Annotated in this window: 17 protein-coding genes; 7 read left to right on the plus strand and 10 right to left on the minus strand. The window is 43.2% G+C overall.

What is annotated here, in order from left to right:
* Positions 1-59: 59 nt before the first annotated feature.
* From ASU35_RS13790 to ASU35_RS13805, 4 genes are all read right to left on the minus strand, one after another.
* The gene (locus ASU35_RS13790; protein ID WP_207644138.1) at positions 60-650 is read right to left on the minus strand and encodes a VOC family protein; all 591 of its coding nucleotides are present in this window, start codon (positions 648-650) and stop codon (positions 60-62) included.
* The gene (locus tag ASU35_RS13795; protein WP_058353580.1) at positions 643-1,206 is read right to left on the minus strand and encodes a sugar O-acetyltransferase; all 564 of its coding nucleotides are present in this window, start codon (positions 1,204-1,206) and stop codon (positions 643-645) included. The genes ASU35_RS13790 and ASU35_RS13795 overlap by 8 nt, the downstream gene beginning before the upstream one ends.
* Before the next feature lie 75 nt (positions 1,207-1,281).
* Positions 1,282-1,632 (minus strand): cupin domain-containing protein, encoded by a 351-nt coding sequence (locus ASU35_RS13800; RefSeq protein ID WP_058353581.1) that lies wholly within the window; start codon positions 1,630-1,632, stop codon positions 1,282-1,284.
* A gap of 34 nt (positions 1,633-1,666) precedes the next feature.
* Positions 1,667-2,215 carry a nitroreductase family protein gene (locus ASU35_RS13805; RefSeq protein WP_341417279.1) on the minus strand — a complete coding sequence of 183 codons (549 nt, stop codon included), beginning with the start codon at positions 2,213-2,215 and terminating at the stop codon, positions 1,667-1,669.
* Between the two features lie 133 nt (positions 2,216-2,348).
* On the opposite strand from ASU35_RS13805, the gene ASU35_RS13810 reads away from it, so the two are divergent.
* Complete coding sequence (locus ASU35_RS13810) at positions 2,349-2,717, plus strand: winged helix-turn-helix transcriptional regulator (protein ID WP_058353582.1); 369 nt, start codon at positions 2,349-2,351, stop codon at positions 2,715-2,717.
* 322 nt (positions 2,718-3,039) lie between these two features.
* Here ASU35_RS13810 and ASU35_RS13815 read toward each other — a convergent pair whose 3' ends face one another.
* Both ASU35_RS13815 and ASU35_RS13820 read right to left on the minus strand, forming a co-directional pair.
* Entirely contained in the window at positions 3,040-3,246 is a 207-nt protein-coding gene (locus tag ASU35_RS13815) for a transposon-transfer assisting family protein (protein ID WP_058353583.1), read from the minus strand.
* Positions 3,247-3,249: 3 nt separating this feature from the next.
* Positions 3,250-5,898, minus strand: a complete 2,649-nt coding sequence (locus ASU35_RS13820) for a YodL domain-containing protein (RefSeq protein WP_058353584.1) — start codon at positions 5,896-5,898, stop codon at positions 3,250-3,252.
* A 25-nt stretch (positions 5,899-5,923) separates the two neighbouring features.
* On the opposite strand from ASU35_RS13820, the gene ASU35_RS20310 reads away from it, so the two are divergent.
* Together ASU35_RS20310 and ASU35_RS13830 are read left to right on the plus strand one after the other, a co-directional pair.
* Positions 5,924-9,673 (plus strand): YodL domain-containing protein, encoded by a 3,750-nt coding sequence (locus tag ASU35_RS20310; RefSeq protein ID WP_058353585.1) that lies wholly within the window; start codon positions 5,924-5,926, stop codon positions 9,671-9,673.
* A 4-nt stretch (positions 9,674-9,677) separates the two neighbouring features.
* Positions 9,678-9,881: a transposon-transfer assisting family protein gene (locus tag ASU35_RS13830; RefSeq protein ID WP_055171222.1), complete on the plus strand. Its 204-nt coding sequence runs from the start codon at positions 9,678-9,680 to the stop codon at positions 9,879-9,881.
* Between the two features lie 399 nt (positions 9,882-10,280).
* Here ASU35_RS13830 and ASU35_RS13835 read toward each other — a convergent pair whose 3' ends face one another.
* The 3 genes from ASU35_RS13835 to ASU35_RS13845 all read right to left on the minus strand — a co-directional run bounded on the left by ASU35_RS13835 (position 10,281) and on the right by ASU35_RS13845 (position 12,521).
* Positions 10,281-11,651: a relaxase/mobilization nuclease domain-containing protein gene (locus tag ASU35_RS13835; RefSeq protein ID WP_058353586.1), complete on the minus strand. Its 1,371-nt coding sequence runs from the start codon at positions 11,649-11,651 to the stop codon at positions 10,281-10,283.
* On the minus strand, positions 11,600-11,941 hold the full coding sequence (locus ASU35_RS13840; protein WP_058353587.1) for a plasmid mobilization protein: 342 nt from the start codon (positions 11,939-11,941) through the stop codon (positions 11,600-11,602). The genes ASU35_RS13835 and ASU35_RS13840 overlap by 52 nt, the downstream gene beginning before the upstream one ends.
* Positions 11,942-12,275: 334 nt before the next feature.
* A complete protein-coding gene (locus ASU35_RS13845; protein WP_058353588.1) occupies positions 12,276-12,521 on the minus strand; it encodes a helix-turn-helix domain-containing protein in 246 nt (81 codons plus the stop codon).
* 122 nt (positions 12,522-12,643) lie between these two features.
* On the opposite strand from ASU35_RS13845, the gene ASU35_RS13850 reads away from it, so the two are divergent.
* Positions 12,644-12,835, plus strand: a complete 192-nt coding sequence (locus tag ASU35_RS13850) for a hypothetical protein (RefSeq protein WP_058353589.1) — start codon at positions 12,644-12,646, stop codon at positions 12,833-12,835.
* Between the two features lie 45 nt (positions 12,836-12,880).
* On the opposite strand, the gene ASU35_RS13855 is transcribed toward ASU35_RS13850, so the two are convergent.
* Entirely contained in the window at positions 12,881-13,585 is a 705-nt protein-coding gene (locus ASU35_RS13855) for a LytTR family transcriptional regulator DNA-binding domain-containing protein (RefSeq protein WP_058353590.1), read from the minus strand.
* A 530-nt stretch (positions 13,586-14,115) separates the two neighbouring features.
* On the opposite strand from ASU35_RS13855, the gene ASU35_RS13860 reads away from it, so the two are divergent.
* The 3 genes from ASU35_RS13860 to ASU35_RS13870 all read left to right on the plus strand — a co-directional run bounded on the left by ASU35_RS13860 (position 14,116) and on the right by ASU35_RS13870 (position 19,845).
* A complete protein-coding gene (locus ASU35_RS13860; protein WP_172794652.1) occupies positions 14,116-18,900 on the plus strand; it encodes a leucine-rich repeat protein in 4,785 nt (1,594 codons plus the stop codon).
* A gap of 284 nt (positions 18,901-19,184) precedes the next feature.
* Positions 19,185-19,622: a sigma factor-like helix-turn-helix DNA-binding protein gene (locus ASU35_RS13865; RefSeq protein WP_058353592.1), complete on the plus strand. Its 438-nt coding sequence runs from the start codon at positions 19,185-19,187 to the stop codon at positions 19,620-19,622.
* Positions 19,606-19,845, plus strand: a complete 240-nt coding sequence (locus ASU35_RS13870) for a helix-turn-helix domain-containing protein (RefSeq protein WP_058353593.1) — start codon at positions 19,606-19,608, stop codon at positions 19,843-19,845. Before ASU35_RS13865 ends, ASU35_RS13870 begins: the two co-directional genes overlap by 17 nt.
* Positions 19,846-20,078 lie beyond the last annotated feature (233 nt).

Raw genomic sequence — 20,078 nt, forward strand, 5'->3', positions numbered from 1 at the left:
AGGTGTTTCCGTCTGAAATAATCTGCGGAAATCGCCCGAGATAATCTGCGGTTTGACAACTACTTGTCATTTCCTACATCAGTATGTCCTTCTTCAAATTCCCATTGCACTCCGTACTTATCAATGAAATAGAAGTACTTCGTATTGGAAATAATCGCTACCACATTATCTTTTGCCTTAACATCATTTTCCAATTCTTCATCAAAAAACATAAAATCTGTATGGGCAATATCATCAATCTTGTATGGCTTATAAGTTATATTTTCATTAATCAGCTTAATGCCCTCCACAGAAGAAACATGATTAAATGCACTCTCTATATCCTGTACCTTTAATGCCACATGTCGAACACCCGCTATATCCGATACATCATTGCGCACAACCCTGTTAACAGTCGCTGGTGTCACATATTGCATTAATTCAAGTGTTAATCCAGTATCAGGTATATCCAAGAAAGCAATATGCAACTTTACTTTTTTCGGTTCCTCTAAAAATCCGGCAGCCTTTGAAAATCCCACATTCGAAAAATCCCTAAATATCTGATATGGTATAGCTGAAAATAACTTTCTATAAAACTCAATTCCTTTATCAATGTCCTCCACAACAATATTGATATGTCCCATTCCTACAAAATTTACTACTTTACTCACATTCATCCTCCTCAAGCGTTTTTATAACTCTGCATGGATTACCCACTGCTATCGAATTTGGCGGTATATCCTTAACGACAACACTACCCGCACCAATTACTGTATTTTTTCCAATTTTTACTCCCGGACAGATTATGGTTCCTCCACCAATCCATACATTATCCTCAATAGTTATAGGATATGCCATTTCAAGCTCCTGCAAGCGCACCTTATAATCTGTCGGATGCGTAGCAGAATAAATCTGAACATTCGGCGCAATCAGTACATTGTTTCCTATAACAACCTTGTTGCAATCCAATATCGTGCAGTTATAGTTAACAAACACGTTGTCGCCTACTTCAATGTTATATCCATAATCACACATAAATGGCGTCTTTATTTCTACATTTGTGCCGATTTTACCCAACATAGTACCTAACATACATTTCTTTTCTGCATCGTCCTTCAACTGATTATATAAAGCTAACTTTTCTGCAATGCAGGCACGGTCATTGGTTAATTCTGCATCATAGTGATTATACAAATCACCTGACAACATTTTCTCTTTCTCTGTCATTCGTTACCTCCTAAAAAAGCCCCCGCCCACATATTTTGTGTATATTTCACAATTTTAATGGGGGGGGGGATTGAATTATTGTTGATATGTAACAATTATTGCTATTGCCTTTAACGGCACATCACCCGTATTAACTAACTTGTGTGATTCACCATGATTGGTTACTACCAAATCACCTTTCTCCACGATTCTCTCAACGCCATTGTCAACCGCTAAGCCTGTTCCCTCTGATATAATGTAATACTCCGATTCATTCTCATGGGTGTGCTCTCCAATACTTGCACCTACAGGCAAAGTCATTTCTGATAATAACCTACAATTTCTAAAACCTGTGCAATCTGCAAAATTCAGAAAAGAAATATCTCCCCTGCCACCTTTCAACCGACTTCTTACTACCGTTGACATATTTTCTTTCTTAAGTACCATATCATTTGTCCTTTCAATCCCTTAAGCTTTTTGCTTAAAATGATTCGTAATATACGAAATCCTCAATTGCCTTTCTATCTCTTGCATGTCTGTCCGGCGATGCTTTTGCAACATCTGCATAACCCAGTGCAATAATTGCCACCGGCTCCAAATTATTAGGAATATTAAATTCCTTTCTAATAGTCGCAGGCTCAAAATAGGTAAGCCAGCATGAACCAAGTCCTAAATCTTCTGCTTCCAATACGATATGATCCGCAACAATAGTTGCATCAACCATTACCATATCCTGCTTATCAAAAGGACGCACAAACACATCGGAATGATCTCCACACACAATAATAGCTAAAGGTGCACCATGAAAATTCACACCCTTAGATAACTTTTGCAGTCCTTCCTTGCTGTTTACCACCAAAAGTCTGTGTGACTGGATATTTGCTGCTGTAGGTGCCACACGAGCTGCCTCAAGTATTTTATCCAATTTTTCCTTTTCTACTACATCCTGCTTATACTTTCTTACAGAACAACGCTGCTTTGCCAACGCCAAAAAATCCATAATATAATTCCTCACTTTCAATTTTTCCATCGATGTAATTTCTTATTGCTTTGCTTAATTAAGCACACTATAATAATACTATGGATTTCCTTTTTTACAAGTACGCACTTCAAAGTAATATACTACCCAAAAAGATACTATGAAAAATTCAGGAGGTTACCAAATGAAACAATGTCAATCTTTTCAATGCCCGGTAGAAGCAACACTTCAACTGATAGGTGGAAAATATAAAACCCTTATTTTGTGGCATCTAATAGGAAAAACACTTAGATTTAATGAATTAAGCAAGCTCATCACGTCTGCAACACCGAAAATGCTTACGCAGCAGCTTAGAGAATTAGAAGATAATGGACTAATCAACAGAACCGTATATCCTGTTGTGCCACCAAAAGTTGAATATGCATTAACCGACTTTGGAAAAACTATTATTCCGATACTAGAATCCATGTGTTCGTGGGGTACTGATTATTTAGAAAAAAATAATAACACCGCTCCCATATGTCCAAGTATGTTGAATAAAGAAAGTATCTGAACATCATAGAATAAGTTCAATTTTCTTGTAACTTTGACTTGTTCAATTTTTCTGAAATCATAAAAAATGCCGGATAGTGTCAATCACACTACCCGGCATTTTTCACTCTTATATTTTCGTACTATTCATCCTCTTGTCTCAATAACTCTGCCATTCGGTCAACCATTTCATTGATACGACTCGCTTCTGTTGCAACATGTGTGGTAAGTATTTTCATCAATTTTACCAATATTCGTTCAAAAAAAGGTTCGCCATCAAAAAATGACAAACCTTTTCCATATCTCAATACCCATTTAACATAATGTCCATTCGTCCACTATCGTTATTCTGCCGCTTCGATTTCGAGCTTTGCAAATTCCTCATCCGACATCGCTTTCAGCTTATCTACCACACGCAAAGACAAATCAATCATTTCCTCATCATCCAGATGTGGAATGGCAATGCTTATATCTCGCATTACCTTTGTCCTGTTTTTGCTTGCAAAAATGCTGATTAAGTTACTTTCTTCTACCGTAAATATTATATTCATAGTCTACATCTCCCTCTGATTTTTCTTTACATTTTCCTGTGTTTCTGCCGCCTTATCATTCCCGGCAATTATCGCTTTTTTCTCGGCAAGGCGTTCCTTTAGAGATACTCTTGCACGAGGTTTATCCATTTCTTTCCTGTCAGCTTCTTTTTTTGCCTTTTCTGCACCATTGTTCAGAACATTATCAATCATATTGTAATTCTGTTCTTCCACTTCCTCCACCTTTGCAAGTGGCTTATATTCTGACAGCTTATCAAGCAGCTCCTTTGCCCGTTCCACTTCCTCCGGCACAACACCTTCTGTAACGATTTCACGCAGAATATCAGAAATACGCTCCGTTCCTTCTGTCTTGATTTCCTGTGATAATTCTTCCACATTCTCCGACATATTTCGCACCGTATCATGGTAAAGAATCCTGTCACAATCAAAACATAATCGGTCAAATTCCACTGCCAGCTTTTCCTCCTCAGAAAGCTGTGGCAAACGCTTTTCCCATACCTTTGCTTCCAGTTCCGGCGATAAATTTCCGTCAATCTCCCTGTCCGGTAATTTGGCAATCAGTTCTGCCACCACTTCCATTGCCTTCGGCTCATTGGCTATATCCGGCATGTACTGTAACACATCCAGATATATGTGCTTTGCATTTGCAAAATCAATACAGTCATCCTCATATTTTTCTTCTCCTGCCCTGTGCAGATTGATACCGATTGCAGGAATACCATTCATACGCTCCGGTGGAATCTTTTCAAAAAGAGCAATGGCTTCCTCTACCGTAGGAATATTCTCATAAAACTCTCCCATATTATGAAATTCTCCACACTCCGCAACCGTCAGGGTAATCTCCACTTCCGGCTTCTGCTTTTGGACATCCTGTCCAGAGGTGTCCTGCACTTCTGTTTCTTGTACTTCTGTTTCCAGTACTTCGTTTTCCTTGCTTCCACGAATTTGTGCAAGCACAGCTTCCCTGCCATCGCCTAAATCAATGATTTCATCGCCATCCTCTATACTCTCTGCCACTTCTTCCCTTGTCTGCTCCCGCACACTCTCCAAGAAAAACTCCGGCACTTCCACAAATCCAACAGAATCCACAAAATGTGCTGTTTCCTTTCCGTCACGATTTAGCACCACAATATCTCCCACCGATAAAGAATGTCCTGTAAAATCTTCCGGACGGTCAATATTGAACTTGGTATAAATCCCTTCAAGGTGCATACCCTCTGTCCATTCGCCCTCGTATTTCAGCTCATAATTCTTGCCTTCCACCTTCAAATCATGGGCTTTTAACGACTCCAGATTTTCAAAATGATACTGCCATAATTCATCATTCGATTTTAACTGATAAATCTTGTATGTATCCTGTGATTTTTCCTCTGATACGGTTTCTACTGCAACAGGCTGTTTGGGTTCATTTTCCTGCTCCATATCATTCTCCCTGTCTAGGCTGCGTTCACGCATCCAGTCCTCTTTTTCAATACCGAAGATACCGCCATGCTCCTCGATTTCTTCCCTGTCATCTGCCATTGTTTCCGAACCGTCCACATGTAGCAGATAAATAGGATAATCATCATCCCACAGCTCCAACGCCCTGTCCTTTGTAAGTGGCAGCATTTCAGACCAGTCATATCCATAATCGTGCATTTCATATAAACCAATCATCGGACCCGGCAGTTCGTCAATCTCTGCCTGAGCTTCTGCCACAACCTCTCCTGCCCCTGCAAGCCCCTTATCTTCCATTAACGCAAGTTTCTGTGCAAGAGCCTTAGTCTTGTCAAAATCATCCGTCTTATAGGCATAATTTACAATCAGATTACGCTCCTCCGGTGTAAAAAGCGTTTTATTTGCTTCAAATGCTCCAATCAAGGCTTCTGCCTTTTCCATAACGGATAAGTTTTCTTCTGCCTGCTGTTCCCTTATTTTTGACACATCCACAATCTCATCCCTGTCCGTAAAATAGCGTACATCCAAGTGATACTCATCAAATTCCTTTGTATCCTGATTGGCAATCTCCGTAGTCCATGCTCCTTTGCTTTCCAGATATGCCTGCACACTCAACTTGTCATCCTCACTCATATCCGCTAACGCTGCCACAAGCTCCTGTGCATCCATTCCTCTGACATTTAACAGACTGTACTCGGATAAGTCCGTAGTCTGTACCAATAACAGGCTTTCCTTCTCCTGTGCCTGTTCCATAGCACGCTCCAACTGTAAAGCCTGTAACTGCCCCTCAATCCCTGTAATCAGCTCCGATGCAGTCCTGCGGATCGTATCAAGGGATGCTTTTAATTCCGTCATTTCCTTGCCGCTGCTCCACCCTGCAATATATCCAAAGGAATAATCCGAGGTATCAATCCCGAAGTGCTGGCACACAGTATAGGCAATACTTTCTGCTTCCACTTCCTTTGTATTTCTGTCCTTTACGGGTGCATCCATATCTTTGTTAAGCTCCTTATTATGAAGCATGGAATGCGCCACTTCATGTACCATTGTCTTTAGGGTCTGGCTCTCGCTCATATTCTCCTGTACTGCAATTCTTTTTTCCTCTGTATGAAAATACCCCTTTGATTCCCCCGGAATATCCTCAAAACCAATGGGAACAGGAGCAACCTCCATAAGTGCCTTTACAAAATCCTCATACCCCTCAACAGTCTGCAACAGTTCCGCTGTTTCAAGCTCCGGTATGGGCTTACCGTCCGTCTGCGATATATCAAAATGTAAAGCTTTACATTTTGACCTGTCACAGACGGACGGAAAGGAGCTGCCGGATATAGGGGTAAATGAGCTTTCGGGAAGCGTGGAGGACTATGAGGACTTCATGCAGGCACTTACGGAGGTTTCCCCGGTTCCCATTACCTATGAAGATATAGAAGGGGAGGCAAAGGGATATTTCCATACCACAGACCACCGGATTGCCATACAGGAGGGCATGAGCCAGAGCCAGACCGTAAAGACCGCTATCCATGAGGTGGCACACGCAAAGCTCCATGACCGGGAACGGAATCAGGATATAGATGCGATCTTAGACAAAGACCGCAATACAAAGGAAGTGGAAGCAGAGAGTGTTGCCTATACGGTGTGCCAGCACTTTGGCATTGATACCTCGGACTATTCCTTTGGGTATATCGCCGGATGGAGCAGTGACCGGGATATGAAAGAACTGAAATCTTCCCTTGATACCATACGAAAGACCGCTTCGGAGCTGATCACAGGCATTGAGGACAGATTAACAGAGTTACAGAAGGACAGGTTAGCGGAGCAGGAACAGAATAAGGAGAGTATTCTTCTGATACAGAATGATGATCTGACACAATACAGCCTTGTGAGTGTTGTGGGCATGGACAGACAGGAGCTTATGGACATTCTTTCAGCCATGAGTGAGGACGATAAGCTGAGTATTCAAGCATATCTAGAGAGTAAAGGGGCATGGACTACCGAGATTGCCAATGAAGATACAAAAGAATTTGGAGAATACCACCTTGATGTCTGTTACAATACCGATACAGAGGAGCTTGTGGATATGAAAGAACGAAAGGAAAGCCCTGCAAACAGGGAAGCACAACTTTTATTTGGCAGCGAGGACAGATTTGGCATTTATCAGCTCAAAGATACAGAGGAAGCAAGGGACATTCACTTTATGGGAATGGACTATCTTGAAAGCAAGGGAATTGCGGTCACAAAGGAGAATTATGACCTGATATATACTGCACCATTAGAGGAAGGCACAAGCCTTGAAGATATTTACACCCGCTTTAATATAGCTCACCCGGCAGATTTTAGGGGACATTCCCTTTCTGTCAGTGATGTAGTGGTGCTTCATCAGAACGGGGAGAACACAAGCCATTATGTGGATTCCTTTGGTTACAGGGAGGTGCCGGAGTTTACAAAGAAGCTTATGGCAGAGCATACAAAAGAGCAGGCTACGGTCATTGATGAAACAACGGAGATCCTTTCGGAGATAGCACAGGAACACGCAAACGATGAACCGGACAGGGGAAATGAAGTGTTCCTCGTCAATTACAACGAATGGCGTGAGGTCAGTACGCTTGACTTTGAACAGAATTACTTTGCCATTGGCGATCCGTATGCAGACGGGGATTTCAGGCTTTTGCATTTGCAAAACCAGATCAAGGACATCACACCAGCAGGAGTGCATTACGATACCTATGAGGAAGCTGCGGCTGCTTTATATGAAGCAGAGCGGGAAATGGCGAATATGCCTTTCAACAAGGAAAATAACATCGGTTCCTACATGGTAACCGGAAGGACACAGCTTGAACGCATCATGGAAGCAAGACAGCTTCAGAAGCACATGGACATTGAAAATGACAAGGTATCCTATTACGTCATTGCAGATTTAAGCACATGGGCAGAGAACAGCCCGGAAAGGAGTAAGCTGGAGCGTTTTGACAGCATTTCTGAAGCAATGGAAGCATTTCAGGCTTATCGTGGCAAAGATGCACAGTACAGCGATGACAAGGCAAGGACAACCTTTGGTGTCAGTGTGCATGGCATTGAATTTGATGTAATCCATGTAAAGAATAACGAAAATGTCCTGTCTCTTGATTTTACCCACAGCAGTGAAGCAAAGGAAAGTAAGCACTTCATGGACGATTTGCAGACGTTGAGTGACAGCATTGGCATTGACAAGGTAAGAGTCCACCGGGATATGACACCGGAGGAAGTGAAAGACTTTGTGAAGCAGCGTTTTGAACATCAGTTGAAACAGGGCGGTCTTGATGATATTTCCCTTTATATGAGCCGGTTCGATACGTTCTATGAACAAGGAAAGATGGAGAAGTTAATGCCTACTGCCAATCAGAAGCACATCGAGGAAGATGTACCGATTACGGAGTGGGACAATCCGTATTTTGAGGTGAAAGAGCCGGAGCAGATGGCATTTTCCATAAAAGATAAATTTGTCAGTATACAGACCTGTACGGAGGGATATGATTATTCCGTTTTTGATACGGATTACAAGCTGATTGACGGTGGTGTGTATGATAATCCTGATATTTCCATTCATGCGGCGTTAAAGGACATTCTGGAGGACTTTGGACTGTCAGGACAGGATAAGCGTATTTCGGTGGACTATGAGGAGCTTATGGAGAAAACAGAAGCGGTGGAGCGTGAGCATTTAAATGAGCGTATCCGGGAGGAAGTGCCGGAAGCAGACAATGTTGTTGCTGATTTCAAGGCAAAGACAGAGGAATTATTTAACGGGATCAATGGACAGACACAGGACGATATAGAGCAGACGGTATGGGCATATCTGCAATCCAAGATCGACGAGTATGAGATAGATGTTGAGCTTGTGGATGTGGTGGTGTCCGGAAGCAGATGCAGAGGTCTGGAGAAAGCAGGCTCCGATCTGGATGTGGTTGTGGAGTATAAGGGCAGGGAGCATGAAGATGATCTATTCAATGCCTTTAACGAGGACGGTCTTATGATCGGCGGCATAAAGGTTGATATCAATCCTATCACAGAGGGCAGGACCGGAACGCTTGCAACTTATCTTCCGGGAGTGGAAAGCTATCTTGCAGAGAAACAGGCAATGCAGAAAGCGTCTGCGTTGGAAGCTATATCGGAGAAAACCGTTACCTTAACGGTTGCAGAGTGCGGCGAATTTCACAGTCTGGGAGAGTTCCATGAGAATATCGCAAGTGTGGAGGAAGCAATCGCTGTGTGGAAAAGCATACCACCAGAGCGTATGAACGGGATTCCGAGTATCGGCATTAACATACACACTGAGGGAACCGAGCACTATGAGGACGTGGAAATGGATATTCTCTCCGGCAAGGTCATTGACCTGGAGGTATTGGATTATGTACCGGACATAACAGACGATCCGAAAGCAATCGAGGTCATAGCGGAGCTGATTGATAAGTTACCGGACATTGAGGTGCGTGGTTCATTGGAGAAGTGGCAGGCAGCTATCCTTGCTTCTCAGATAGACCAGCTTTCTTATGATTATGACACTTATCAGTATCAGGATACGGTTGAGGACAGAGAAGCACAGGTTGCCAACATCACTGAGGACATCAGAAATGGAAATACCGGGTATCTGAATGACTTTCTTAATGCGGTCATTTCTGAAGGCGTCAGAGAGGGCATTACGGACATTTTTGGAGAGGGTGTGGAGATTGATGGCAGCGAAGCGGTTCAGACTGCAAGAAGGGCAAAGGAGCTGCTTGACAAGCTGGCAGAATACAAGCCGCTTGCAAAGGTGGAGGAGCTTACCGAACAGAATTACAACATGATTGATAATGTCTTAAACAACGGAGCCGAGAAAAAGGAACAGGAGCAGACCAAAGGCAGAATTTCCATAAAGAAGAAGTTGGCAGAGAAAAAGGCAGTCATAGAGCAGAGGGACAAGGCGGAACGTACTTCACCGGAAAAGGAAACTGAGAAAAAATCACAGAGGGAGATGTAAGAAGATGAGTAAATTCACAGTAGAAGAAATCAATTTCATGTGTGTGTTTGAGACACAGGACAGGACGGATATGATTGGTCAGATCAGACAGGTAATGCCGCACATAAAGGACAGCGATATGGAGGAGCTTGGAGAGCAGGTGTTAGGTAAGCTCCAGAACATGACAGATGAGGAATTTGCAGAAATTTCTCTGGAAGCGGCAGAATGAATGTGAGTCGGTACTAGCAAAATTCGACACCACATGATATAATGTTTTTCAGTCAGATTAGAGCAGTAGGGATAGTCTTGCGGTTGTCCTTTCTGGAAACAGAAAGGAGGTCGGTATGAATACTTTAGAAGTGCTTACACTTTTACTGGTTGTATTTGCAGCCTTGACATACATAGACAATAAACATAACCGCAAATAAACGGAAAGGCTATCCTCTACGCCAATAGGGGATAGCCTGTAATCCGTTTGATTTTTAAACTGATTATTTGTTTCCGATTGTGCAACCGTTGGACACACCAAAATCCTTCGGTTTCTAAGCTGATTATAAACCAGCCTTGCGGATTTTGCAAGAGGTTTAGGAAAATAGGGGTGTTTCGGCACCTCTATTTTTTTACCCATTTACAGGTTCGGAGTATCTTTTTTCGTTTGTTGTTCCTGTGCCGGATCGGGCTGTGTCCGTCCGAGATACTGATTGAGATTTTCCAACTTTCGATTTAGCTCACGCACTTCCTTTTCACAATCTTTATAGGTGGAAGTCAGCTCGTTTTTCTGCTTCATCAGTTCCTGATACTCTGCTTTTAGCTTATCGACATTCAAGCCCTTTAAGTTTATGCCCGCCTGTTCAAGCATACGTCTGGCGCCGCCATAAAGAATGATCTGGCTTTCGTATCTGCGGAAATATGCGTCAGGGTTCTTGGCTTTTTTGTAGCCGATATGATAGGAGCGGTTGTCTTTGTACCGCTGTGCATATTTGATGATTTCCGCAAGGTCTTTGATGCGATGTTCCAGTTCTACCACGCTCTGTTTTGCAGACTTTCCGGCTTCGGTTTTCACCGCAATTTTGTGTTCCAGTTCTGACAGGGAACCGACTTCATTATAGCTCTGTGCGGCAATCTTTAAATTCTCGATGGCAGCCCACCTTTGAAGTCCCGGACTGCTCTGAAATTTTTCGTCTGAGGTGTCAATGAGCCTGCGGGCAGAGTAGTCCCTTTTGGGGATCGTTGCCTTTCGTTCCCGTTTCCTTTCGATGCGTTCCCTGATACGTTCCTTTGTGTATTCTTTACCCAAAGACTTCGCACTGCCACGCACAAAACGCTCTTTATCCGGAGGGCGGAATGAGATGTATTTGGCAGCTCCTTCTTCAAAAGTTTCCCCTTTGATTTCATACCCTTTGGCTCTCATCAGAAGCAGAAATTCTTCGTAAGTGGAAGCCGACTTGATGCAGAAATTGATGTCCTTTCTGATCTGCGTTTTCCATGCAGAACCGTTCTGGTTAGACTGCCATTCTTTGTATTTTTTGCCACGCTGCGCACCCGGAATGATGACGGAAAGATTGTGTTCCTTGCACAGCTCATCACTCAGATTCCGGATGTGATAATAGGACTGTTTGCAGTCGTGATATTTGTTATGTTCGATGTTATCAGCGGCGCAAAAAATGATGTGATTATGAACGTGCCCTTTATCAATATGGGTGGTAACAACATACGAATATTTTCCCTCTAAAAGTTTATCTGCAAGCTCCTTTCCAATGCGGTGCGCTTCTTCAAAACCAACCTCTCCCGGAGCAAAAGCCTGTATCAGATGATAGGCTTTGTTAGGACTGTTTTCCCGGCAGTGGTCGAGAGTATATTTGAAGTCATAAGCTGCGGTTTCCGGAGAACAGGCATAAGAGGAAACAAACATTTTTTCATCGGTCTTTTCGGGATTGCAGATGTAGTCTATCGCTTTATCAACGGTTGCTTTGATAGCATGGATTTTTGTGTACGCCATACCTCATTCATCAACTCCTTTACTTCGTCCATATCTTCTTTATAAATGTTTCCGGTGCTGTTTATCCGCTTGGCAATCTGGTTCAGATTTGAGCTGATACGTCCAAGCTCCGTATTATAATTTCTTAAATAACTGTAATCCACGTCATAGACATAGCCATACAAAATGAGCTTGCGTAAGAAAGCGGACTTGCTTTTCATGCCTGATACTCTGAACTTCTCGTCCAGGATATACTGCTCGTCATCATTCAAGTGAAATTCATTGCGGTTGGTTCGTGTTCTGTTTGCCATTTCTTTAACTCCTTCCTTATTTTGGACACAAAAAAACTGCTGTAAAATGTTCGATATTTTTACAACAGTCTGTTTCAAAAGTTATTCAATTTTGGATAAAATAATCCATGTCAAATTGTAGCAAAAGCAAGAGAAAAGGTCAAGAACTTCCGGCAGGAAGTGAAAGAAAATGCAAAGAGGGTTAGGGATACTTCCCTATGGAAATTTTCGGGATTTGCCTGTGGCATGAAAAGTAAATTTCAGCCTGTGTGTTCGGACACTGGCAGTGCTTGCTAACTATCTCTTTTGCCACTCCCGGAGGGTGTGGCTTATCCGAAAAAAGGAAATGATGATTTTATCGTCCGTCTATGAGAAAACTATATGTGGTATCCAGTGCCTCTGCCAGAGCCTTTAGTTCAATGTCAGTCACATACCGCTGATTGGTTTCAATGCGGGTGATCACATTTCTGTCCATATCATACCCAGCAGGCTGGAGCTTTTGTGCCAGATCACGCTGTGACAGCCCCTGTTTTTTACGCAAAGCGATCAGACGTTGACTGATCAGATTTTTCTCGCCGTGAAGTGAAAGCGGTTTCGGCATACGACTCTCCTTTATCATTGCGATACAAAATAAATTTGTCTCACTTTTTCAACATGTTATATTGATTCTATTCGTAAATCAGAGTAAAATGTGTTGTAAAAGTGAGACAAACGGAGGCTTATATGAAATTAGTTGAAAATGTATATGAGGCAGTTTGCGGAGAATATGCGGATGAAGCAGATTATGTGATACAGAATGTTCGGATACAGAATGAGTTTGAGGAAGAAAAACCTTGTAGTGAAGCATACAAACGAGTGTATGAAGCAAACCGCAGACTGTGTGAGCGACTGGGTGTAGATGAGCTTCCCATTTGACTTTTTTTGCAAGAAAAATGGAGGATAAAGCGGAGTAAAACCAGTTTACTCCGCCGGCACCAGCACACAGGCGCAGTACCCCGGCTGTGGCTGATAGCAGTAGATCGTGAGATTCTTGTCAATCTCCGGACTGTAATCATGGAGTGTGCGCTGTACCCCGTTTAAGGCTACATCTGCGTAAGCGATCAGCCATTTTCTGTCCCCGTTCTTGAACACCTCATAAAAAGAACGGTTTAACATTTCTTCCACGGGGATGCCCTCTACGACTTCCATGTGTTTGTTGCAGTAGCGGAAAACAAAGTCCACGCCATGACCGTCCGCATCAAATACCAGCTCAATCACGCAGTACGCCACGGGCATATCGTCTAAAATACTGCATTTTTCAAATAAGCTTAAGGGGGGAAGAACTTCTATCTGGGGCAGGGGTGCATCAAAATGCATCTCCTTCCGTAGCCGTCTGTGGGTACTTAAGTATCGCGTCCTGCCCTGAAAGGTTTTCCCATCCGGCATGGTGTAAACACCATCCTTGCTGATGTTAAGAATCTTGTCACGGCGGACGATGGCGTTTCTGGAAATGGATAAAAACTCCTCCTCCGGCAGGAATGCCAGTAACTCGTGCATGGGGATAGTGGAAGCTGCTTCCTCTCCGGATGCAGAGCAGACCACACTTTTTCTGTCACGGTGGTATATATAGAGAATGTTCTCTACTTCTATATGGTGTCTTTTAAAAAATCTTTCCAAATCGGGCATGGGTATTCCTCTCTTCTGGTTTTATTGATAAGTCGATTGTACCACAAAATGGGATAAACTACAACACGTTGGCGATAAAGTACAAACAAAAATTGTAGTTTATGCAGTTCTTTGCTTTATGCCTTATATCATAAAGGGATCGAATACTAATAAACGGAATAAAACTATGTAAATATTGTAATTGATGCAGAAACATGATACAATATAAAACAAAATGGGATCAATCGTAAGGACGTTTTGGGAGAAGGAGGTTAAGTTTATTGACTTGGTTCGTAAACAGTAGGACAATTTTGACAGACAGACAGACAGACAGACAGACAGACAGACAGACAGACAGATAAATCTGTCTTATTTGCATACAGTTTTTTTAGCAACAGACTTTGTGCGTAAAAGCGCATGAGGTACTGTTGCTTTTTTGTTATGGCAACGAGGAACATGGACATTAGACTTGCATGAATGGACTTTTGTCCACCGCAACCAGAGCAATCGGTTACGAAAAGGAAAACTTGGGAGAGCGAAAGGAGAAGCAAATGGAGCAGAGAGAAAAAGGAAGAGGAAACACATGGAGGAAGGGCAGAATTACACAGCGTATCTTGTCACTCATTCTGAGTGTCTGCATGGCAGTCGTCTTGTTGCCTGTGACTGCGAAGGCGGAAGATGCAGTAGAGACGCCTACATTTTCTGTTGATGATGGAACGGAATTCACAGGTTCTCAGGAAATCACCATTTCCTGTGCCACGGATGGTGCAACCATCTACTACACCCTTGACGGTTCCACTCCGTCTAGTACGGCAGGAAAAGTATATGAAAGCCCAATCACAATTTTTGTCACATCTAAAGTGCAGGCGATTGCTGTTAAGGATGGTGTAGCGAGTGCTGTTGCATCGGCAACCTGTACGAGAACGGATGTACAACTCAGCGGATATTGCGGAAAAGAAGGCGACAATCTGACGTGGGTGATTGATAATAGTGGTACGTTGACCATTTCGGGACAAGGAGAGATGGTGGATGAAGTTTATGGTATTTGGTACATGAGTACTGAAAGTAACCTTGTCAAAAAAATAGTCATTCAATCCGGTGTTACAAGCCTTGGTAAATGTGCATTTCGAAATTGTAAATTGGCGACAGAGATTACAATTCCTGATACAGTTACTTCCATTGGAGAAAAGGCATTTCTAAATTGTCAAACAATAACGAATATAACTATTCCGGCATCTGTTACAAGTATTGGGATATGTGCCTTTGGTTATTGTTCAGCATTAGAGACAATTACTGTAGACGCTGGAAACACTGTATACAAGTCTGAGGGAAACTGTATCATCGAAATAAATACAAATAAATTGATTGCAGGATGTAAAACAAGCACGATTCCGGACTCGGTAACAAGTATTGAAGCATATGCGTTTTATTATATGCCGATTAATAGCAACTTCACTCTTCCAAATTCGATAACAAGTATTGGAGAAGCTGCATTTATGTACTCAGAAACGCTGACAAGTATAACGCTTCCAAGTTCGTTAAAGCAGATAGGTAATAGTGCATTTTGGAATTGTGAGAAACTAACAGCAGTAGTAATTCCAGCCTCAGTTGAAAGCATTGGCTATCGGGCTTTTGGTTCATGCACTAGCTTAGAGAGTGTTACATTTTCAGAGGGCAGCAGCCTTAAGAGTATCGGCATACAGGCTTTTGGCTGGTGTAAGGCACTTGAGAGCATAACAATACCTGCTTCGGTTGAAAATATGGGGGAAAGATGTTTTAACTTATGTAGTGGATTAACTACAGTGAATATTGCAGATGGTAGTGGGCTCAATACGATTGGGGATGCGCCATTTTACAATTGTACTGCTTTGACAACGATTACCATGAAAGACAATGGTACATTTTATACCGCAAATGGCTGTCTTTTTGAGAAAAACGAAGATGGTAGTGTGAAAAGACTGATCTATGGCTTTGAAGTAACGCTGCCGACAGATGAGGGCTATGCGGTTGCCGCAGAAGATGGAAATAGCCGATATGTTGGCAGGAATGGCAGCTTTTCCTTTACCGTGACACCGGCTGCTGGATATAATAAAAATGTTGTAGTTAAGGCAAATTCCTCTTCATTAACTGCTGAGAATGGTGTCTATACCATCTCGAATATCACAGCGAATCAGACAGTAACGCTGGAGGGCGCAGGGGAATGTACCCATGAAGGAGCTACGTTTAGCCTGGTAGAGAGTAATACAAAACATAAATGTTCCTTATGCGATAAGGTCTTGGATCATCAGTTTGTATTGAATAATGAGAATCCTGCACAGCATAAATGTTCTGCTTGTGGTTACGCAGAGGCACATGCGGAAATCCAATATCAGGCAAATGACAGTGCGCACACCATCTCTGCAAGCTGCTCTGAATGTGGAGATTTAGGCACGATTACCTTAGCTGCACCCGCCGGATATTTAAGCTATACAGGTGAGGCTAAGGCGGCTACGGTATCGGGTGCTATCAGTGGTATCACGACGCCGGATATTACATATGCAAAGTCGGATGGAACCGATCTTGGAACGACTGCACCAAAAGATGCAGGAACCTACACAGCAAGCATTACGCTTGGAGAAGGTGATGGTGCGAAAACCGTTAGCGTCACCTATGAGATTACAAAGGCGGCAGCCAGCGTAGGCACTGTACCTTCGGCAAAGCCTGACTTAACCTATAACGGAAACGCGCAGGCACTTGTTGTCGCAGAAAGTAACGTAACAGGTGGTACTTGGCAGTACAGCACCAGTCAGAACGGAACATATTCATCAACCATTCCTGCGGGAAAAGACGCAGGAGAATACAGTGTATGGTATAAGGTGGTGGGCGATGATAACCACTCAGACACGACACCGGTTGAAATCAAAGTGACCATTGCACCACTAACAATCACGAATGAAAACACGACGATTAATTTGGGTACACCTTTGACCTATACCGGTGCAGAACAGACACAGAGTATTGCTAGTGTAACAGTTGGAACTTTGATACTTGGAGCCGAAGACTATACCGTCAGTGGTAATACCGGAACGGATGCAAGGAATGATTACATACTGACCGTGAAGGGAACAGGCAACTTTACCGGAACAGCAACGGAAACTTTTCCTATCAGCAAGAAATCCTTGACGGGAACCAATCAGGCGCTTCTTGTGAAAACGAATCAGGAGAAGGAGATTACTTATGATTTAAGCAAGCTCCTTCCAGAGGGCGTGACCGGAGAGACAACCTATGCAGTTGGTACGATATCAAATGACAAAGGAGTGTTAAGCTCTGATCCGGCAAATGCAGATATTTCAGACGGCAAGCTGACACTGCATGTTGCAAGTGTAGCAGACGCAGACCAGACAGCCATCGTACAAATTACATTTACAAATAGCAATTACGCTATTTCAGCAGCAACCTTAACGATTAAGACCACAGATAAGACACCGGTAACTCTTTCCGGTGTGACCTGCGGCAACCGTGTATATAACGCAGCAGCCTATGCATATACAGGCACACCGGTATGGAAGACCGCAGAGGGAGAGATTGCAGTCGGGGAGACTACCGTAACTTATTATAAAGCGGATAATCTTTCTACTCCGGTGGAGGCTCCCACAAACGTAGGTAGCTATCTCGCTGTATTTACCATTACATCTGATGACTATGTGGGTTCAGAAACCTACAACTTTGAAATTACCAAGGCACAGATTACGGTAGCAGCGAAGGATAAAAATATCTATGTTGGCGATGCGGTACCGAATCTGACAACTCCGGTGTCCGGAACCGATTATTCCGTCACAGGATTATGCGGAACAGATGCTTTAGGTGGTACGGCTGCCATGTCATACGGACAGGAACCGGACAACACGAAAGACGGAACCTATGAGATATTGATCAGTGGTCTGACCGCTCCGGAGGGAGATAACTATACGATCATATTTACAAATGGAACGCTGACGATCACAACAAAGCCTTCCGGTGGTGGTGGAAGCAGCTCCGGTGGCAGTACAGGCGGTGGCAGTAGTTCCGGCGGAAGCACCGGTGAAGTAACAACCGGCAAAGATTCCGGAAGCAATGTTACCACCACAACCTCACCAACGGAAGTGCAGGTGGAGAACGGTACAGCCAGTGCCACAGTCAAAGCAGCGAATGTGACAGAAGCCATTAAACAGGCGGCAGATAATCAATCCGCAGAGATCGTGTTTACCGTTTCTGAAAAAGACACCGGAAATGCAGACAACATCCAGCTGACCATGACAACGTCAGATGTAAAACAGATTCTGGATAAGACCGATGCAGACCTCGTTGTTGCCACCACAGCAGGTGATGTGATCCTTCCGCAGGAGGTGTTAAAAGAAGCAGTATCTGCGGCAGGAGGAAATACCATAACCATTGAGATCGACAAGGTTACGATGCCTACCGATGTACAAAAAGAAGCTGCCGGAGAGAACAGTTACATTGTGGAAGTGACGATTGCGTCTCAGAATAAAGCCATCACTACCTTTGGCGGAAATACGTTAAGGATCCGTCTGGAAATACCGGCTGCACTTGTCGGTAAGGATGTGGCAGTGATCCATATCGCAGAGGATGGCAAGACCGAGAAGATGCCGGGTAAGACCATAACAGAGGGAACGAAGCAGTATTACGAGTTTACCACCACCTATCTTTCCACCTTTGCGCTGGTAGACAATTCAACCATTGAGGAGGAGACTCCTGCTGTCACAGCTCCGAAGAAGGGGACTCTTTTGACGGACAGCAAGACAAAGATGGTTTACAAGGTAACAAAATCCGGCACCACCGGCGGCACGGTGCAGTTTGTAAAGACAAAGAATACCAAGGCAAAGACTGTCGCAATCCCGGATAAGGTGACCATTGACGGCATTACCTATAAAGTGACATCCATTGCGGCAAATGCGCTGAAGAATAACAAGACGGTTACCACCGTAACGATAGGAAAGTACGTAACCAGCATTGGTTCAAATGCATTCTACGGCTGCAGCAAGCTTAAGAAGGTGACCATTGGAAAGAGCGTGACCACCATTGGTTCCAAGGCGTTCTACAAGTGCACAAGCCTGACCAGCATCACGATCCCGTCCAAAGTAACGAAGATCGGAAACTATGCGTTCAAGGGCTGCACGAAGCTGAAGACCATCAAAATCAACACAACGCTTTTGACCACAAAGACGGTTTCTCAGTATGCGTTTTCCGGTGTCTCCACCAGTGCGGTGGTCAAGGTGCCGAAGAGTAAGAACAAAACGTATAAGAAGTTACTGGTCAAGAAGGGATTGAGCAAGAAGGTTACGATTAAGAACCTGTAACGGATGGCAAGAGAATAAAGGTTACTGTAAAGTAAGTAATAGGCAGCTCTTTGGAGTTGCCTATTCTTAAATATAAAGAAAATTGATCAGAAAAAGAATAGAGTGAGAGGACAAAAAGCGTCCGAAAGGCAAATCGCCTCTCGGACGTTTTTTGCGTATTTGGAAACTTTTTTGAAAATAATTAGAGTTTTTTTCGACGTTTCCTTACTTCCCGATTGGGATATTGAGTGAAAGGGAGATTATTTTACTCTGTTCCGGTTGGATGCGGAAGGAGGTGAACTCTAATGGGGCAATCTTCTTCCGACAAGCAGACAGTCAGGCATCAGTTTGACCGTTTCTGCAAGATGGTATTACATGGTGAAAAGGTCAACTATGAAAAGGAAATGGATTATAGAAGTAAGTATGAAGTTTCGTTTTCACAGCTAACGGAGGAGGAGCTACGTTGTTTGAGTACAATGGATGAGTACACAACGGAATCAGAAAAGTTTCGTGTCCTCGACTATGATATTGAGGTAAAGGACAAGTTGTTGAGCGAAGCGTTGAAGTATTTGCCGGAAAAGAAGCGGAATGTTATTTTAATGTCTTTTTTTATGGATATGACAGATACGGAGATCGCAAAGCAAATGAATCTTGTCAGAAGTACCATTCATCATCACCGGGTAAGCTCACTACAAGCGTTAAAACAGATTATGGAGGGGATCAGGAATGGAGAAATCAAGTAAATGTTCAAAATTGCTGCCTTACCATATCATAGTGGCAGCGTCTTCCGGCGATGTGGAAGCAATCAATAAGGTTTTGAAACACTACGAGGGATATATTGCAGCTCTGGCTACAAGAAAGCTCTATGATGAGTGTGGGAATCCGCATTACTGTGTGGACGAAACCTTACGTCGCAGACTTGAAACGAAGCTGATAACGAAAATATTGGCTTTCAAAGTGGCATAGCAGACGGTCAGCGGTGTCCCTTTCCATGCGCTGATCGGTGCGTATGCACCCTGTACCTTGACAACTGAATATTGATTGCATACAGGACGTGAGGATATGCGGAGCCACTAGGCAGGTTCGCCAAGAGATACCTGCTCTTTTTTTGAGTGAACGTGAGGGAATGTTGCAACACAATATAAATGTCAATACAAAAATGTACAAAAGTTCCAAAATAATAATGTACAACTTTTCTA

The sequence above is a fragment of the Acetivibrio ethanolgignens genome (genome assembly GCF_001461035.1).
Lineage (GTDB): Bacteria > Bacillota > Clostridia > Lachnospirales > Lachnospiraceae > Velocimicrobium > Velocimicrobium ethanolgignens.

Excerpts from the sequence above, each read along its gene's own strand:
- ASU35_RS13795 (WP_058353580.1), bottom strand. The coding sequence starts at position 1,206 with ATGACAGAGAAAGAGAAAATGTTGTCAGGTGATTTGTATAATCACTAT.
- ASU35_RS13800 (WP_058353581.1), bottom strand. The coding sequence starts at position 1,632 with ATGGTACTTAAGAAAGAAAATATGTCAACGGTAGTAAGAAGTCGGTTG.
- ASU35_RS13805 (WP_341417279.1), bottom strand. The coding sequence starts at position 2,215 with ATGGAAAAATTGAAAGTGAGGAATTATATTATGGATTTTTTGGCGTTG.
- ASU35_RS13810 (WP_058353582.1), top strand. The coding sequence starts at position 2,349 with ATGAAACAATGTCAATCTTTTCAATGCCCGGTAGAAGCAACACTTCAA.
- ASU35_RS13815 (WP_058353583.1), bottom strand. The coding sequence starts at position 3,246 with ATGAATATAATATTTACGGTAGAAGAAAGTAACTTAATCAGCATTTTT.
- ASU35_RS20310 (WP_058353585.1), top strand. The coding sequence starts at position 5,924 with ATGGGCTTACCGTCCGTCTGCGATATATCAAAATGTAAAGCTTTACAT.
- ASU35_RS13830 (WP_055171222.1), top strand. The coding sequence starts at position 9,678 with ATGAGTAAATTCACAGTAGAAGAAATCAATTTCATGTGTGTGTTTGAG.
- ASU35_RS13835 (WP_058353586.1), bottom strand. The coding sequence starts at position 11,651 with ATGGCGTACACAAAAATCCATGCTATCAAAGCAACCGTTGATAAAGCG.
- ASU35_RS13840 (WP_058353587.1), bottom strand. The coding sequence starts at position 11,941 with ATGGCAAACAGAACACGAACCAACCGCAATGAATTTCACTTGAATGAT.
- ASU35_RS13845 (WP_058353588.1), bottom strand. The coding sequence starts at position 12,521 with ATGCCGAAACCGCTTTCACTTCACGGCGAGAAAAATCTGATCAGTCAA.
- ASU35_RS13850 (WP_058353589.1), top strand. The coding sequence starts at position 12,644 with ATGAAATTAGTTGAAAATGTATATGAGGCAGTTTGCGGAGAATATGCG.
- ASU35_RS13855 (WP_058353590.1), bottom strand. The coding sequence starts at position 13,585 with ATGCCCGATTTGGAAAGATTTTTTAAAAGACACCATATAGAAGTAGAG.
- ASU35_RS13860 (WP_172794652.1), top strand. The coding sequence starts at position 14,116 with ATGGAGCAGAGAGAAAAAGGAAGAGGAAACACATGGAGGAAGGGCAGA.
- ASU35_RS13865 (WP_058353592.1), top strand. The coding sequence starts at position 19,185 with ATGGGGCAATCTTCTTCCGACAAGCAGACAGTCAGGCATCAGTTTGAC.
- ASU35_RS13870 (WP_058353593.1), top strand. The coding sequence starts at position 19,606 with ATGGAGAAATCAAGTAAATGTTCAAAATTGCTGCCTTACCATATCATA.